The sequence below is a fragment of the Streptomyces phyllanthi genome, assembly GCF_009377205.1.
Taxonomy (GTDB): domain Bacteria; phylum Actinomycetota; class Actinomycetes; order Streptomycetales; family Streptomycetaceae; genus Streptomyces; species Streptomyces phyllanthi.
This window is the reverse complement of record NZ_VJZE01000027.1, coordinates 25,308-40,691: the sequence shown is the minus strand read 5'-3', so window position 1 is coordinate 40,691 and position 15,384 is coordinate 25,308. Positions and strand designations below refer to the sequence as shown.

The following is a 15,384-nucleotide window of genomic DNA, read 5'->3' as shown; positions in this document are numbered from 1 at the left end:
GCGTTGGGCGGGGCCGTCAGCGGGCACCGCCGAGTGGGCAATCTCGGTGTTCATGTGACTCAGCGTGGCCACTTGTGTTTACGCTGGCCAGCACCGTCGACAGTACCCAGCGTCACTGTCCGGTCGCTGTCCGGATCTGTCCGGGCGGCGCCGCGTGACGTCGTACGCCGATGGGGAGTTGGGTACGGCGGCGCGTGGAGGTGTCGGAGCGTGGACATTACGGTCGGCGAGGACGACGACTCGGGGGCCGTGCTGCGCACGGTCGGCAAGGTCATCAAGATGTGGCGCGAGCGTGCGGGACTCCGGCAGGCCGAGTTGGGCACGGCCATCGGCTACAGCGAGGAGCAGGTGTCCTCGGTGGAGCGGGGGCGGCGGGCGCCGAAGAAGCAGTTCCTCGAGGCGGCTGACGCTGTGCTCGATGCGGGCGGGATGATCTCCGGGTTGATGAAGGACGTGGAGGTTGCGAGATACCCGAAGAAGGTTCGGGATCTGGCGAAGCTCGAGGCGGAGGCCGTTGAGATCTGCGCGTACGACAACTCCGTCGTCAACGGGCTCCTCCAGACACCGGAGTACCTGCGGGCCGTCTTCGGCTCACGATGCCCCGCCTTCTCCGAGGATGACCTGGAGCAACGAGTCGCCGCACGTCTGGCTCGTCAGGCGATCATCGACGGCACCCAGACGACCCCGGCATTCAGCTTCGTCCATGACGAGGCGGCGCTGCGGCGGCATGTCGGAGGCAGAATGGTGCTGCGCCGACAGCTCGAACGGCTGCTGGATATCGGGCACATGCGGAACGTGGAGATCCAGGTGCTGCCTCTGGACCGTGAGGACAACGCCGGTCTCGGTGGGCCCTTCCACTTGCTGCGGCTCAAGGAGGGCACCACGGTGGGGTACAACGAGGTTCAGCGGGTCAGCCGACTGATCTCGGAATCCAGGGAGGTCCAGATCCTTGAGCTGCGTTACGGGGTCATCCGGTCTCAGGCCCTCCCACCACGAGAGTCGCTTGCCTTCATCGAAAAAGTGCTGGGAGAGACATGAGCGTGAAGCCTTCGGCCGGTGACCGTCCCGAGTTGAAGTGGTTCAAGAGCAGCTACAGCACCGACGACGGCCCTGCTTGCCTCGAAGTTGCGACAACACCCGGCACCGTCCATGTACGGGACTCGAAGAACATACAAGGCCCCCGCCTCGCGTTCGGGCCCACCCAGTGGACCGCCTTCGTCTCGTACGCCGCCGTAGCCTGTGACATATGAGTGATCTTCTCCTCGTACGGCACGGCGAGACCGAGTGGTCGTGGTCCGGGCAGCACACCAGCTGGACGGACCTCCCGCTCACCGACAGAGGCCGTGAGCAGGCTCGTATGGTCGCGCCCCTGCTGGGCGGGCAGCGGATCGGGGCCGTGTTCGTCAGTCCCATGAAGCGGGCCCGGGAGACGGCGGAGCTGGCCGGACTGCATGACGTGCGGATCGACGCCGATCTGAGCGAGTGGGACTACGGCGGGTACGAGGGGATCACGACCGCCGAGATCCACCGCACCCGGCCCGACTGGTTCCTGTTCACGGACGGTGTCGCGGCCGGCCCGCCCGAACACCCCGGGGAGACCCCGGAGGAGGTCGGGGCGCGGGCCGACCGGATGCTGGCCAAGGTGAGGGCCGCGTCCGAGCATGCCGAGGGCAGCATCGTGCTGGTGGCCCACGGGCACTTCCTGCGCGTGCTGACCGCGCGGTGGCTGGGGCTGCCGGCCTCGGGCGGGGCGCTGTTCCGGCTGGAGACCGCCACCGTCAGCCGGCTCGGCACGGAGCACGGGCGTCCGGTCATCGCGAGCTGGAATGTCAGTCCCTCCGCCTAGTCTCGAAGGACTGGAAGGAGGGGGTGTGACACGACCGCCGACCGCCGCGCAGCGGCGGGTCATCGACGCCGCCGACCCCGTGACCGGTCGACTGAGGGGCACGGAGGCGCAGCTCACCGCGCTCGTCAGGCGCGGACTCGCCTTCCGGCACCCGCGCCCGCCGCACGACCACTTCCTGACCCCGGCCGGGCACCGTGTACGGGAGGCGGTCCAGGAGGCAGACACACCCGCCGCCTCGCCGCCCCCCGCACCCACTGGGACCGCGGTGTTCGCCGCGCGGATCGGGGGTGAGGAGGGGGCCGAGCCGGCCGGTCCCGCCCGGCTGCGTGAGGTGCGCGGCGCCTGGCAGGGGCTTCTGGAGCTGCGCCGGATGACCAACCCCGACGGCGCCACGGACCGGCCCTGCGCCTGGGAGCGTGCCCATCTCGTGCAGGCCGCCGCCCTCGCCCTGGAGGCGGCCGGCCATGGACCCGCCTCGGGCGCAGAAGGCGGCGGCTACCTCGTACGGGCCACCCCGCAGCCCGAGGCTGTCGCCGTGCACGAGCCTGACGTCGCGGCGCTGCGCGGCTGCGCGGCCACGCTGGCGGACGCGGGCTGGCAGGTCAGTGAGCACGGGGAGCCGCGCACCGGGGTGCGGTACGTGCTGGCTTCGCCGCGCCGGGTGTGAGGCCGCACCCGGCGGGCCGGGTCCCATCGAAAGGGCTTACGGTACAGGGCAGTTGAAGTGATCTCGTGAACCACTCCAGCGCTCCTGTCCGTCGCAAAAGGGGACTTCGTGACCGAGCAGTATGCCGTCAAGGTGACCGTCCGCGGGTACGAGACCGATGCCCTGGGTCACCTCAACCAGAGCGTCTACCTGCAGTACGCGGAGCACGCCCGCTGGTCGTTGCTGCAGGAGGCGGGCATCGCCCCGAGCGAGCTGCTGGCGAAGGGCGTGGGTCCCGTGACGCTGGAGCAGACCATCCGCTATCTGCGGGAGCTGCGCGCGGGCGACGAGACCGAGGTGACGTGCTCGTTCATCTGGGACGAGGGCAAGACGCACCGGATCGAGCAGACGATACGGAAGGCGGACGGCACGGTGGCCGCCGAGATCTCGGTGAAGTGGGGGCTGATGGACCTCAAGGAGCGCAGGCTCGTCGCCGACTCGCGCGAGGTCTTCAAGGCGATGGCGTCCGACGCGAAGGCGTTCGGCCTCTGATCCAACTCCCGTGCGTGCGGCCGGAGTGAGTTCGTACTCGGCCTTGGGCGGCCCCTCGTCGTCCTGTGCGCGGGCTCGGAAATCCGGATGCGCCGCCCGCCCAACTCCCGCCATCCTCACCCCATGTCACCGCGCAAGCTCAAACCGAGCCTCTACATCTCCGTCGACATCGAGGCCGACGGCCCGATCCCCGGCCCGTACTCGATGCTCAGCTTCGGCGCGGCCGTGGCGGGGCGCCAGGACGCCGACGGGTTCGCGCCGGCCGACCCGGAGGAGCGGACCTTCTACCGTGAACTCCGGCCGATCAGCGAGGAGTTCGTGCCCGAGGCGCTGGCCGTGAGCGGGCTCGACCGTGCTGCGCTGGCCGAGAAGGGTGCCGAACCGGCCGTCGCGCTCGCGGAGTTCGGCGCCTGGGTGCGCGAGGTGGGTGCGGAAGCGGGTGCTCAGCCCGTGATGTGCGGGTATCCGGCGTCGTACGACTGGACGTTCCTGTACTGGTATCTGATCCGCTTCACCGGCGAGAGCCCCTTCGGGCACTCCGGCTGCCTCGACATGAAGACGCTGTACGCGACGAAGGCCGGGGTGCCGTTGCGCGCGGTCGCCAAGGGGACCATGCCGCGCGAGCTGCTGTCCCGGCGCCGGCACACGCACCACTCCCTCGACGACGCGATCGAGCAGGCGGAGCTGCTGGCGAACCTGATGACCTGGGAGGGCGCCGCGCGGGGGTAGCCGCGACCCTGGCCCCCTCGCGACCCGGCCGACCGGGGACACGTACGCCCTCGCGGCCCAGGTCAGGGCCCGGCTCACAGCGTCCGCCCAACAGGTCACAGTAACCTGCTACCGCACGCCAACGGCATTGCTACCGCACGCTTACCGCATTCCCACACCGGCACGCGACCCTCGATCACCGCCCTGAAGTACTGACTTGGAGAGCCTGTGCCGTTGCCCACCGGGCCCCTGTCCCGCCGTCTGCTGCTGATCGCGTTCGGCGCCGGTCTGCTCGCCCTTCCGTCCCTCTCGGACCAGGCGGCGGACGCGGCCACGACGACCACCGGGCTGGACGATCCGGAGAAGAAGGACATCGCCATGCGGCTGGTGTCGAGCGCCGAGAACTCCTCGCTGGCCTGGGAGGAGCAGTACGACTACATCGAGGACATCGGCGACGGCCGCGGCTACACGGGAGGCGTCATCGGCTTCTGCTCCGGTACGAGCGACATGCTGGCCCTCGTCGAGCTCTACACCGTGCGCGTCGCGGACAACCCGCTCGCCGACTATCTGCCCGCCCTGCGCGCGGTGAACGGCACGGACTCGCACGAGGGACTGGGTTCGGGCTTCACGGCCGCCTGGCGGAAGGCGGCGCGGACCGCGGCCTTCCGCAGAGCCCAGCGCGACGAGCGGGACCGGGTCTACTTCGACCCTGCGGTGGCCCTCGGTGAGAAGGACGGACTCGGCACCCTGGGCCAGTTCGTCTACTACGACGCCCTGGTCATGCACGGCCCCGGCACCGACAGCCTCAGCTTCGGCGCCATCCGCGAGCGCGCGCTGAACAACGCCGGGACTCCCGCCCGGGGCGGCGACGAGACGGCCTACCTGCACGCCTTCCTCGACGCACGAGTCCGGGCCATGGAGCAGGAGCCCGCGCACAGCGACACCTCCCGCGTGGACACGGCCCAGCGCGTGTTCCTGGAGGCGGGCAACCTGGACCTGGATCTCCCGCTCAGGTGGCAGGTGTACGGGGACGGTTACGCGATCGACTGACACCTGCCTGCCGTCGAGAGGTTCCAGGGCTCAGCCCCGTGCGGCGATCTCCGCCAGGCGCCGTGCCTCCGCCCGGGTGGAGCGGGCGACGGCGTCCTCGTCCACCCGCAGCAGACGGCCGTGCTCCACGATCTGCTCGCCGTTCACGAAGGACGCGGTGACGGGCGCCGCGGCGCCGAGAACGAGCGCGGCGACCGGGTCGGCGATCGACGCGTGGGCCAGGGTGTCCATCCGCCACAGCACCAGGTCGGCGAGCTTGCCCGGCTCGAGGGAGCCGGTCTCCCGGGCGCGGCCCAGGACCTGCGCGCCGCCGAACGTGCCGAGGCGCAGGGCCTGACGGGCGTTCAGCGCGGCCTCCCTGTGCGGGCCGAGGCGGCCCACGAGCAGCGCGTTGCGCAGTTCGGTGTGGAGTTCGCCGGACTCGTTGGACGCGGTGCCGTCAACGCCGAGGCCGACCGGGACGCCGGAGGCCAGCATGTCGGGGACCCGTGCGATGCCGGCCGCCAGACGGGCGTTGGAGGAGGGGCAGTGGGCGACACCGGTCCTCGTACGGGCGAACGCGGCGATGTCGGAGTCGTTCATGTGGACGCAGTGGGCCATCCAGACGTCCTCGCCGAGCCAGCCGGTGGACTCGAAGTAGTCGGTCGGGCCCATGCCGAACAACTCGTGGCAGAACTTCTCCTCCTCCACCGTCTCCGAGCCGTGGGTGTGCAGCCGCACGCCCTTGCGGCGAGCCAGCTCGGCGCCCTGCTTGAGGAGTTCGGTGGAGACCGAGAAGGGTGAGCAGGGGGCGACGGCCACCTGGGTCATCGCGTCGAAGGAGGCGTCGTGGTGCTCGTCGACGGTCGCCTCGGTCGCGGCGAGGGCGCCTTCGAGGGTCTCGACGGCGAAGTCCGGCGGGAGTCCGCCGTCCTTCTCGCTGCGGTCCATCGAGCCGCGGGCGAGGGTGAAGCGGACCCCCGTCTCACGGGCGGCGCGGATGATGGAGCCCGACAGGTCGCCGGAACCCTTCGGGAAGACGTAGTGGTGGTCCATGGCGGTGGTGACCCCGCCGCGGGCCATCATCGCGAGGGACCCCTGCGCTGCCGCGTACGTCATCCGCTCGTCGATGCGCGCCCAGGTCGGGTACAGCGCGACCAGCCAGTCGAACAGGTTGTGGTCCGTGGCCAGGCCCCGGGTGATCCACTGGTAGAAGTGGTGGTGGGTGTTGACCAGGCCCGGGGTCACGAGATGGCCGGTGGCGTCGATACGGCGTACGACGTCCTCCAGGCCCTCGGGGGCCCGTCCCTCGCCGAGCGACTCGATCAGGTTGTCCGCCAGGACCACGTACCCCGAGGCGTACTCGGTGTCGTTCGCGTCCACGGTCGCGATCGCCGCGTTCTCGATGACGATGCGCTGAGCCATCGTTCGTCCTCTGCTTTCCGTGTCGTGCGGTGCGTCCTGGCTGATCGTGTCCGTGTCAGAGGTTGGTGAGGTCGGCCGGGATCCCCGCCTCGCAGCCGTCGCGCAGGACGGTGGCCTCGATCAGGCCGTACGGGCGGTCGGCGGCGAAGTACACGGCTTCGTCGGCGGTGGGGTTCTTCAGCCCGAAGGGCTCCAGGTCCACCAGGAAGTGGTGCCTGTTCGGGAGCGAGAAGCGGACCTCGTCGATCTCGGCCCGGTGGTCGATGATCCGCGCGCCCATCGCGTGGAGCGTCTGCTGGAGCGAGAGGGAGTACGTCTCGGCGAAGGCCCGGAGCAGGTGCTGCTTCGTCTGTTCGTAGGACTCGTCCCAGTCGGGCATCGGCTGGTCGTCGTCGGACCAGTTGAAGCGCCAGCGTCCGGACACGGAGGTCGCGAGGATACGGTCGTACGCCTCCGGGAGCGTCGTGTACTTGTCCTTGACGTAGCCCCAGAACTCGGAGTTGGTCGAGTTCAGCACGGTCAGGTCGGTGAGGCCGGAGACGACCTCCCAGGTGTCCCCGTCGTACGTGATCTGGGCGAGCCGGGTCTCCTGGCCGGTGCGGACGAAGGAGTGTTCGCCCTCACCGGAGTTCTCGATGCGCTCCCATCCGTACTCCTCGATACGGATGCGGGCCCGGTGGATCGACGGCTGGGAGGTCACGAAGTGGCGGGCGAGACGGATGCCGAACTGCTCGGCGGACTCGATGCCGTGCTCCTTGGCGAACGCGTACACCGTGTTCTTGGTGGTGTCCGTGGGCAGGACGTTCGCGTTCGAGCCGGAGTAGTGGACCTCGTCCATGTCACCGGAGAGGGACACGGAGACGTTGAGGTCCTTGATGTGGTGGGTGGTGCCGTCCCGCGTGATCTTGACGACCCGGTTCTCGGCCTTGCCGTACTGGTTCTGTCCAAGGATGGGCATCGTGCGCTAGCTCCCTCGGTATACGGAGTAGCCGAACGGGTTGAGCAGCAGCGGAACGTGATAGTGCTCGCCCGGTACGACGGCGAAGGTGACCGTCACCTCCGGGAAGAACGCCTCGCCGTCCCGGTGCGCGGAGAGGTACGCCTCGGTCTCGAAGCGAAGCCGTACGTGTGTGGTGCCCCGCGGTGGCGGCGGGAGGTCCTTGCAGCGTCCGTCGGCGTCGGTGGCGGAGGCACCGAGCGCGGTCCACCCGGCCTCGGTGCCCGCTCCGCGTGCCGACAGCGAGACGGGGACGCCCTGGGCGGGGCGGCCGATGCTGGTGTCCAGGATGTGGGTGGACACCGATGCGGTGCTCATCAGTCGTCGTCCTCTTCGTGCGCGGGGGCTTCCACGGGCTCTTCCCCGGCCTCGTCCGAGAGGTCTGCCACCAGCCGGGTGAGGCGGATGCGGTTGATCCTGCCCAGTTCGGTGCGGACGATCTCGCGTTCCCGCTCGGGCGCGTTGCCGATGCGGTCCTTGGCCGCGTCGCGCATCTGCTCGCCGGTCAGTCCGGTGGCGCAGATCAGGAACACATGACCGAACTTCTCCTGGTAGGCCAGGTTGAGTTCGAGCATCTCGGCCCTGAGTTCCTCGGAGGCGCCTGCCATGCCGCGCTGCTCCCGCGCGGATGCCGGATCGCCGGGTTTCGGACGGCCGATCGGCGGGTGCCCGGCCATGGCCTCCTCCAGGTCGCCCGTGGTCAGCTCCGCCATGGCGGCGTCACTCGCGGCGAGGAGGTCGTCGACCGTGGCGTACGGGCGGCCGGCGAGCAGCCCGCGCCCCCACTCCGCCGAGGCGCACGCCTCGTGGAGCACCTCGGCGGCCACGCGCCCCTCCAGGGCGTTGAACCGGGCGAGACCGGCAACGGAAGAAGTCGAAGTCACGGCACCAGCTAACGCCCTGCGACGACACGGCGTCAACAGTTTGTTGAAAAACGCGGGCGGCTACCGCGTGGGCGGGACGCGGTAGACGGAGACATGAGAACGAGACTCGGCGGTGAACTCGGTGCCGGACCAGTCGGCGTGCCTGGTCTCCGGTTCGAACCCGGCCAGCTGGGCCATGAGATCGAGTTCGGCCGGCCAGATGTAGCGGTGGGGGCTGCGGAACAGCCGGGCCTGCTCGGTGTCGTCGAAGTGGACGTGGTGCGACACGACGCGCTGGCGCAGGATGTCGTAGGTGTCGAGACCGATGTAGCCGGAGTCGGACCGCCAGACGGTGGCCGTCTGACCCGGCGGGAGCTTGCGCAGCTCGGGCACCCACAGCTCGATCACGAACCGGCCGCCGGGCGTGAGATGGCGGGCGGCGTTGCGGAAGCACTCGACCTGCTCGGCCTGGGTGAGCAGGTTGGAGATCGTGTTGTAGACGAGGTAGACGAGGGTGTACTCGCCCGGGACGACGGTGGTCGCCATGTCACCGATGATCACCGGGATCGTCGCTTCGTCCGCCTTGGTGCGCAGCTGCTCCACCATCGGCCGCGACAGCTCGATGCCGGTGACGGGCACCCCCCGCTCGGCGAGCGGGACGGCCACCCGGCCGGTCCCGACGGCGAACTCGAGCGCCGCTCCGTCACCCGCGAGCCCGGCGAGGCGCTCCACGGTCGGCCCCAGGACCTCGGGCGCGAACATGCCCGTACCGGGCGTGTCATAGCGCCGGGCCGTGTCGGCGTCCCAGATCTTCTCCTGCCGCGTTCCCGTCTCCTGCTGCATTCCGTCAACGCTCGCGGCCGGCTCGTGCGGTGTCCAACGAATTAGCACCCGGTGGACCACTTCACGCCGGGCCGGGCGTCAGCCGACCCGCCGGGCCAGCACCTGGCCCGGCCAGCCCAGGGACTCGGACACGAAACGGTCGGTGGGGGTGAAGCCGTTGCGTTCGTAGTACGCGACCAGTTCGCCCCCGCCGCCCGCCCAGCAGTCGACCCGCAGCAGCTCCACGCCGGCCCGTCGGGTCTCCTCGACGGCATGGGCCAGCAGCGCCGCTCCGATGCCCCGGCCGGCGTACCGCCGGTCGGAGATCAGCAGCCGGACGTACCGCTCGGGTTCCCCGGCCGGTGCGATCGGCATCTGCGGGCTGGGGCCGGAGTCCAGTACGACGGCTCCGACAGGAGTTCCGTCCAGCTCCGCGACGTAGGGGTCGTTCTCGGTCGTGTACCGCTCGATCCTCTCCACCCCGCCGGGTTTCCGCGAGTACGGTGTCGTGCCCCACTGCTCGGTGTTGCCGCGCTCGTTCATCCAGACCACCGCGCCGTCGAGCATGTCCAGGATGGCCTGTGCGTCAGCCGGGCTGCCCGGCCGGATCCGTAAGTCCTGTGTGGTGTTGTGCATGGCGGAAGCCTAGGCGACCCTGACGGCCCCTCACGGAGCGGCCGGTCGTGGGGCACCACCGTGAAAGAGCAGCCCACGTGATGGATGACCGCGTGGGTGACCGGGCCGGTGCGCGGACCACCGGCCGCCCGGCCAGGCGGTGGCCGACGACCAGCGCGACCGAACCCGCCGGGAACCCGGTGCACCCGCTCGGTCCACGCGAGCCCGGCACCAGCGGCTCGGCCTGCTCCGCCGCCTGGGCCTAAGCCGCCTGGGCCGTGCCGGGAGTCCGTGGAGTGGCCACTGCGGATCGGATGGAGAGAGGCTGGAGGGAGAAGTTCCCGCCCCGGCAGCGGTTCCGATCGCGGTTCCGATCGCGGTTCCGATCACCGAGACGCCGCGGCCGGGCGGGGTGACCAGCGGAAGGGAGGCAGCCATGAGGGTCGGCGTACTGACCGGCGGTGGCGACTGTCCCGGCCTCAACGCCGTGATCCGCAGCGTCGTCCGCAAGGGCGTCCAGGAGTACGCCTTCGACTTCGCCGGAGTGCGGGACGGCTGGCTCGGTGCGCTCGAGGGCAACGTCACGCCGCTGGACATCACCAACGTGCGCGGAATCCTCCCCCGCGGCGGAACCATCCTCGGCTCCTCCCGCACCAACCCGTTCAAGCACGAGGACGGGCCGCGACGCGTTCAGGACACCCTTGCCGCGCACAAGCTGGACGCACTCATCGTGATCGGTGGCGAGGACACGCTCGGTGTGGCCGCCGAACTGAGCCGGCAGGGGATCGATCTGGTCGGCGTCCCGAAGACCATCGACAACGACGTGTCCGGCACCGACTGCACCTTCGGCTTCGATACGGCCGTCGGCGTCGCGACCGAGGCCATCGACCGTCTCCACACCACGGCCGAGTCGCACATGCGCACCCTGGTGGTGGAGGTGATGGGGCGGCACTCCGGGTGGATCGCCCTGCACGCGGGCGTCGCGGGCGGCGCCAACGTGATCCTCGTCCCTGAACGGCCGTTCGACATCGATCAGGTCTGCGCATGGGTGCAGAGCCGATTCAAGATCAACTACGCGCCGATCGTCGTGGTGGCCGAAGGGGCCGTCCCCAAGGAGGGGCAGATGATCCTCAAGGACCGGACGCTGGACGAGTTCGGCCATGTGCGGCTGTCCGGCATCGGCGAGTGGCTGGCCCAGGAGATCTCGGACCGCACGGGCACGGATGCCCGTACGACGGTCCTCGGCCACATCCAGCGCGGCGGCACCCCGAGCGCCTTCGACCGCTGGCTGGCGACCCGCTTCGGGCTGCACGCCGTCGACGCGGTCAAGGACGGTGACTTCGGCACGATGGTGGCCCTGCGCGGCAACCGGATCATCCGCCTTCCCCTCGCCGAGGCCACAGCAGGGACCAAGAAGGTCGATCCGTCGCTGTACGACGAGTTCGCGGTGTTCTTCGGCTGAGGTTCGCGGTGTTCCCGGCCGGTTCGGCTTGTTCCCGGCCGGTTCGGCTGGATGTCCGGGCAACCCGCCGCACAGCCGCCGGTCCTGCCGGCCCGCTGCCGGCCCGCCTCAGTCGGCGTACGGTACGACCGCCACCGGGCAGCGGGCGTGGTGCAGTACGGCGTGGGTGACCGGCCCCAGTCGCCCCTCCGCCGCCTGCGGATCGATGCGGCGGCCCACGACGAGCAGGTCCGCTTCCCGGGACGCGTTCAGGAGGGCTTGCGCGGGGTGGAGCAGGACGACGTCGGAGCGGACCGTCACGTCCGGGTACTTCTCCCGCCACGCGCGCAGGGCATCGGAGAGCTGCTGGACCTCCTGGTCCTCCCAGGTGGCGCGGTCCTCCTCGGTCACCACCAGTGTCCGGGGGGAGACGGAGTCGGCCGGCAGGGCCCACGCCCGTACCGCCCACAGGGGCGCCCCGCGCGCCTCAGCGGCCGAGAACGCGAAGTCCGCCGCCTCGCCGACCGGGTGGTGCGCGTCGAAGCCCACCACGACCGGGGCGGCACCGCCCCGCGAGCGCATCGCTCCCGCAAAGGTGCCGGAGGTGCCGGTGGGCTGCTGGGGCACGACGGCGACGGGGCGAACGGCTGCCGCCGCCACCCGCAGGGCCACTGAGCCGACCGCCAGACCGTCGAAGCCGCCCGCCCCCCGTGCGCCGACGACGAGGAGCCCGGCATCGCGCGCCGCGGCGAGGAGTGCCGCGGCCGGGGCGTCCTGCGCCTGCTCACCCCGCACCGTGAGGTCCGGATGACGGTGGCCGAGTTCGGCGACCGCCCGCTGGAGCATCCGCTCACCGATGCGACGCAGCGTCTCCTCGGCCGAGACCGGCACGTCGGGGCCCGGAAGCGGTGGAGAGGCGTGTACGAGGCGCAGCGGAGCGCCTCGCAGCGCCGCTTCCCGCGCCGCCCAGTCGACTGCCGCCAGACTGCGCTCGGACCCGTCGATCCCCGCCACCACGGAGTGACTCATCGTGTCCTCCTCGCCAGGCACGCGCCTCTGCAGGCGCCACACGGCCGGCCTCCTTCCACTGTTCCACGGGGAGACCCGCGGTGCCCGTGCCGTAGGTGGCCTCGAAGGTCCCGGCGCAGAGGTCTCATCGAACAAGAGCGCGGCCGGAGGAGGCTGTTGGAGCCAGCGCATTCTCCTCCGGCCGCGCGGAAAAGGCATCGTGCGTCGATGTGCTCATGATCGCCTTGCCAGGGCTCGGCCGCCCTTACTCACCCGTGGACGACTCCTCACCCTCGGCCGCCGGTACCTCCTCATCCTCCGCACTCTCTTCGCCCGTCGACTCTTCGCCCGTCGACTCCTCACCCTCAGCCGGAGCCGCCTCGGACTCCACGGACTCACCAGCCTCGCCGGCCTCCCCCTCCGCCTCGCCGGCCTCGCCCTCAGCCTCGGCCGCCGACTCCTCGCCCTCGGCCGCCGGCGCCTCCTCATCCTCCGCACTCTCTTCGCCCGCTGACTCCTCGCCTGTCGGCTCCTCGCCCGCCGACTCCTCACCCTCGGCCGCAGCCGCCTCGGACTCCTCGGACTCCACGGACTCGCCGGCCTCCCCCTCTGCCGCCTCGGCAGCCGACTCCTCATCCTCGGTTGGGGTCACCTCGGGTTCCTCGGGAGCCTGTTCGGTGTCGTTCATGTGTTCACCTCCTGCGCGCGGAACGCGGCGCACGGTCAAGAGGTCGGCTTCGGCCGCCTGGGGTCACCGAAACCCAAAGCGCACCACATTCACACGCTTTATGCCCTTTGTCCTATGCCTCGAAGGTGAGGATGTCAACAGGTTCCGGACTGCGGCGTCAGCCGTCCTGCCGCGACCGCTCGTCGCCCTCACGAGCCCTGGCCCGCTGCTCGTTGACGTAGTTGAGGTAGTTGTAGACAGTGAAGCGGCTGACGCCGAGCGCGCTCGCCACGGTCTCCACGCCGTGCCGTACGGAGAAGGCGCCGCGTGCCTCCAGCGTCCGGACGACCTGCTGCTTGGCCTTGCGGTCCAGCTCGGCCAGCGGCCTGCCCCGTTCGCGCGCCATGGCGGCCAGGATGTGGTCGAGCGACTCGGCGAGCTGCGGCAGCCGTACGGCGACGACGTCGGCGCCCTCCCAGGAGAGCACCACGTCGTCCGGGCCGGCCTCGTCCGGCGGAAGCATCTCGCCGCCCATGGCGTCGACCAACGGCTTCACGGCCGTGACGAAGGGATCGTCCCCGATACCGGTCACCTACCGGCCTCCCCGGCCGTGTCGATCACGTTCACCTGCAACGACACCCGGGTGGCACCGGCCTCCAGGGTCCTGCGCAGCACGGCGTCGACGGCACTGAGCACCTCGTCGGCGCGGCCCTCCGCGGTGTTGCCGAACGGACCGACCTCCACCGCGTCGAGATCGGCCACCTCCACGACCTCGCGGGCCACCAGCGCGTGCGCGGGCACGTCGTCGAGGTCGAAGGGCTCGGTCGTGAACTCCACCCGCAATCGCATACTGCCCCCAAACCCGGTCCGGCCCGGCCTGACCTGGCCTGACTGCGCCGTTACCCGGATCGCCCGCCGCGGTCCGTCGCCTGGCAGCGACTCTAACCGACGTGTGGTTCCCGCCGGCCGGGAGTCGGCCTCACCTCGACGCCCTCACGAGCGGCCCCGTTCCTCACGTCCCTTGCGCAGGAAGCGCCGCAGCCGAGCCTCCGGCCAGGTGTTGATCACGTCGTCGCAGGTGAGCCAGCCGCGTTGCGCCGTTCCCACCCCGTAGCGCATCTCGGCCAGGTGGATGGTGGCGTGGGCGTCACTGTCGACGGCGAACCTCACCCCGTGCCGCCTGGCTCGCAGGATGTCGGCGTCGCGCAGGTCGAGCCGGTCCGGGTGGGCGTTGATCTCCAGGGCCGTGCCGGTGCGCGCGCAGGCCGCGAAGATCTCGTCGAGGTCGGCGTCGATGCCCGGGCGCTTGCCGATGATGCGGGTGGTGGGGTGGCCGATGATGTTGACGTACGGGTTCTCGCAGGCCCGTACGATCCGGCGGGTCAGCTCCTCGCGGCCCTGGCTGAAGTGCGAGTGCACCGAGGCCACGCACAGGTCGAAGCCGGCCAGGAAGTCGTCGGGCCAGTCGACGCCGCCGTCGGGGCCGATGTTCAGCTCAGCACCGTGCAGCAGCCGCATACCGCCGCGCCCGCCCCGTCCGCCGTACGCGCGGTCGAGTTCCCGTACGTGCTCCCGCTGGGCCAGCATCCGCTCGTCGGTCATCCGCTGCATGTACAGGTCCGGCCCGTGGTCGGTGATCGCGTAGTAGGCGTAGCCGCGCTCGGCGGCCACCGCGGCCATCTCCTCCAGCGGGGCGAGGCCGTCGGTGAGGTCGGTGTGCGTGTGCAGGTCGCCCCGGATGTCCTCCTCGGTCACCAGGTCGGGCAGTTCGCCGCGCAGGCCGGCCTCGATCTCTCCGCGGTCCTCGCGCAGTGTCGGCGGGATCCACGGCAGGCCGAGCCGGGCGTACACGTCCTCCTCCGTCTCGGAGACGATCTTCCCCCCGCTCTCGACGTCGAACAGCCCGTATTCGGAGAGCTTGAGTCCCTGGTGCACGGCCAGCTCGCGGGTGCGGATGTTGTGCGCCTTCGAACCGGTGAAGTACTGCAGCCCCGCTCCCCAGGAGTCCGGGGGGATGACGCGGAGATCCACCGCCAGGCCCTTGTCGGTGCGGACGGACGTCTTGGTCTCGCCCCGCGCGACGACCTCGGTGACGTACGGCAGCTCGGTGAACGCCTCCATCAGCGGCTCCGACCTCTTCGCCGCGGCGAGGACGTCGATGTCGCCGATCGTCTCGCGCAGGCGGCGCAGCGACCCGGCGTACGCGCAGCGCAGGCAGCCGGTGACCCGGGACAGCCGGGAGACGATGTCCTCGGCGAGGTCCATGGCGACGTCGACCAGGACACGGTCACCGGCGGCCCGCAGGAGACCGATGCCGTGGAGGATCTTCTCCTCCGTCCTGGGCCCGAAGCCCTTCAGGTCGCGCAGCCGCTCGGCGTGGACGGCCTCGACCAGTTCGTCGATCGTGGAGATGCCCAGTTCCTCGTACAGCGCCAGCGCCTTCTTCGGGCCGAGCGTGGGGATGGCCGTCAGCCGCCGCACACCGGCCGGGATCTTCGACCGCAGCTCCTCGACGGCGGACACGCTGCCGGTGTCGAAGTACTCGAGGACCTTTCCGGCGATGGACTTGCCGACGTTGGGGATCTCCTGGAGTCCCTTGAGGTCGAGCGTCGAGACGTCGGCGTGGTAGCCGCCGATCGCCCGGGCAGCCTTCTCGTAGACGCGTGCCCTGAACGCGTCTCCTCCGGTGATCGAGATCAGGTCCGCGTACTCCTGGAACAGCGCGGCGACCTCGTCGTTGGACCGGGCCACGGTTCCAGGGTAGG

General features: G+C 70.5%; 19 protein-coding genes. 8 read left to right on the top strand and 11 right to left on the bottom strand.

Annotated features, from left to right (window positions below; genetic code table 11):
• The first annotated feature begins 210 nt into the window (after positions 1-210).
• The 7 genes from FNH04_RS06930 to FNH04_RS06900 all read left to right on the top strand — a co-directional run bounded on the left by FNH04_RS06930 (position 211) and on the right by FNH04_RS06900 (position 4,802).
• Positions 211-1,038 (top strand): helix-turn-helix domain-containing protein, encoded by an 828-nt coding sequence (locus tag FNH04_RS06930; RefSeq protein WP_322722686.1) that lies wholly within the window; start codon positions 211-213, stop codon positions 1,036-1,038.
• Positions 1,035-1,250 (top strand): DUF397 domain-containing protein, encoded by a 216-nt coding sequence (locus tag FNH04_RS06925; protein WP_152781392.1) that lies wholly within the window; start codon positions 1,035-1,037, stop codon positions 1,248-1,250. The genes FNH04_RS06930 and FNH04_RS06925 overlap by 4 nt, the downstream gene beginning before the upstream one ends.
• Positions 1,247-1,846, top strand: coding sequence for a histidine phosphatase family protein (locus FNH04_RS06920; RefSeq protein ID WP_152781390.1), 600 nt, complete (start codon positions 1,247-1,249; stop codon positions 1,844-1,846). The genes FNH04_RS06925 and FNH04_RS06920 overlap by 4 nt, the downstream gene beginning before the upstream one ends.
• 25 nt (positions 1,847-1,871) lie before the next feature.
• The gene (locus tag FNH04_RS06915; RefSeq protein WP_322722684.1) at positions 1,872-2,513 is read left to right on the top strand and encodes a hypothetical protein; all 642 of its coding nucleotides are present in this window, start codon (positions 1,872-1,874) and stop codon (positions 2,511-2,513) included.
• Between the two features lie 108 nt (positions 2,514-2,621).
• Positions 2,622-3,044 (top strand): acyl-CoA thioesterase, encoded by a 423-nt coding sequence (locus FNH04_RS06910; protein WP_322722683.1) that lies wholly within the window; start codon positions 2,622-2,624, stop codon positions 3,042-3,044.
• Between the two features lie 123 nt (positions 3,045-3,167).
• Positions 3,168-3,773, top strand: coding sequence for a 3'-5' exonuclease family protein (locus tag FNH04_RS06905; RefSeq protein WP_152781384.1), 606 nt, complete (start codon positions 3,168-3,170; stop codon positions 3,771-3,773).
• Between the two features lie 213 nt (positions 3,774-3,986).
• Positions 3,987-4,802 (top strand): chitosanase, encoded by an 816-nt coding sequence (locus FNH04_RS06900; RefSeq protein WP_386574057.1) that lies wholly within the window; start codon positions 3,987-3,989, stop codon positions 4,800-4,802.
• A gap of 30 nt (positions 4,803-4,832) precedes the next feature.
• Here FNH04_RS06900 and FNH04_RS06895 read toward each other — a convergent pair whose 3' ends face one another.
• From FNH04_RS06895 to FNH04_RS06870, 6 genes are all read right to left on the bottom strand, one after another.
• Positions 4,833-6,206: an 8-oxoguanine deaminase gene (locus FNH04_RS06895; RefSeq protein WP_152781383.1), complete on the bottom strand. Its 1,374-nt coding sequence runs from the start codon at positions 6,204-6,206 to the stop codon at positions 4,833-4,835.
• A gap of 55 nt (positions 6,207-6,261) precedes the next feature.
• Positions 6,262-7,164 (bottom strand): factor-independent urate hydroxylase, encoded by a 903-nt coding sequence (gene pucL / locus FNH04_RS06890; RefSeq protein WP_152781376.1) that lies wholly within the window; start codon positions 7,162-7,164, stop codon positions 6,262-6,264.
• 6 nt (positions 7,165-7,170) lie between these two features.
• Positions 7,171-7,521 (bottom strand): hydroxyisourate hydrolase, encoded by a 351-nt coding sequence (gene uraH, locus FNH04_RS06885; protein ID WP_152781375.1) that lies wholly within the window; start codon positions 7,519-7,521, stop codon positions 7,171-7,173.
• Entirely contained in the window at positions 7,521-8,087 is a 567-nt protein-coding gene (gene uraD, locus FNH04_RS06880) for a 2-oxo-4-hydroxy-4-carboxy-5-ureidoimidazoline decarboxylase (RefSeq protein ID WP_322722682.1), read from the bottom strand. The genes uraH and uraD overlap by 1 nt, the downstream gene beginning before the upstream one ends.
• Before the next feature lie 60 nt (positions 8,088-8,147).
• Entirely contained in the window at positions 8,148-8,909 is a 762-nt protein-coding gene (locus FNH04_RS06875; RefSeq protein WP_152781372.1) for a class I SAM-dependent DNA methyltransferase, read from the bottom strand.
• Positions 8,910-8,987: 78 nt separating this feature from the next.
• Complete coding sequence (locus FNH04_RS06870; protein ID WP_152781370.1) at positions 8,988-9,524, bottom strand: GNAT family N-acetyltransferase; 537 nt, start codon at positions 9,522-9,524, stop codon at positions 8,988-8,990.
• Positions 9,525-9,939: 415 nt separating this feature from the next.
• On the opposite strand from FNH04_RS06870, the gene FNH04_RS06860 reads away from it, so the two are divergent.
• Positions 9,940-10,965, top strand: a complete 1,026-nt coding sequence (locus FNH04_RS06860) for a 6-phosphofructokinase (protein WP_152781366.1) — start codon at positions 9,940-9,942, stop codon at positions 10,963-10,965.
• A gap of 108 nt (positions 10,966-11,073) precedes the next feature.
• Here the strand turns inward: FNH04_RS06860 and FNH04_RS06855 are convergent, their stop codons facing one another.
• From FNH04_RS06855 to polX, 5 genes are all read right to left on the bottom strand, one after another.
• A complete protein-coding gene (locus FNH04_RS06855) occupies positions 11,074-11,973 on the bottom strand; it encodes a universal stress protein (protein WP_152781365.1) in 900 nt (299 codons plus the stop codon).
• A 244-nt stretch (positions 11,974-12,217) separates the two neighbouring features.
• A complete protein-coding gene (locus FNH04_RS06850; RefSeq protein WP_152781363.1) occupies positions 12,218-12,640 on the bottom strand; it encodes a hypothetical protein in 423 nt (140 codons plus the stop codon).
• Between the two features lie 157 nt (positions 12,641-12,797).
• Entirely contained in the window at positions 12,798-13,211 is a 414-nt protein-coding gene (locus FNH04_RS06845) for a helix-turn-helix domain-containing protein (protein ID WP_322722681.1), read from the bottom strand.
• Positions 13,208-13,468 carry a thiamine-binding protein gene (locus FNH04_RS06840; protein ID WP_152781362.1) on the bottom strand — a complete coding sequence of 87 codons (261 nt, stop codon included), beginning with the start codon at positions 13,466-13,468 and terminating at the stop codon, positions 13,208-13,210. Before FNH04_RS06840 ends, FNH04_RS06845 begins: the two co-directional genes overlap by 4 nt.
• A 144-nt stretch (positions 13,469-13,612) precedes the next feature.
• Entirely contained in the window at positions 13,613-15,370 is a 1,758-nt protein-coding gene (gene polX, locus FNH04_RS06835; RefSeq protein ID WP_322722680.1) for a DNA polymerase/3'-5' exonuclease PolX, read from the bottom strand.
• Positions 15,371-15,384 lie beyond the last annotated feature (14 nt).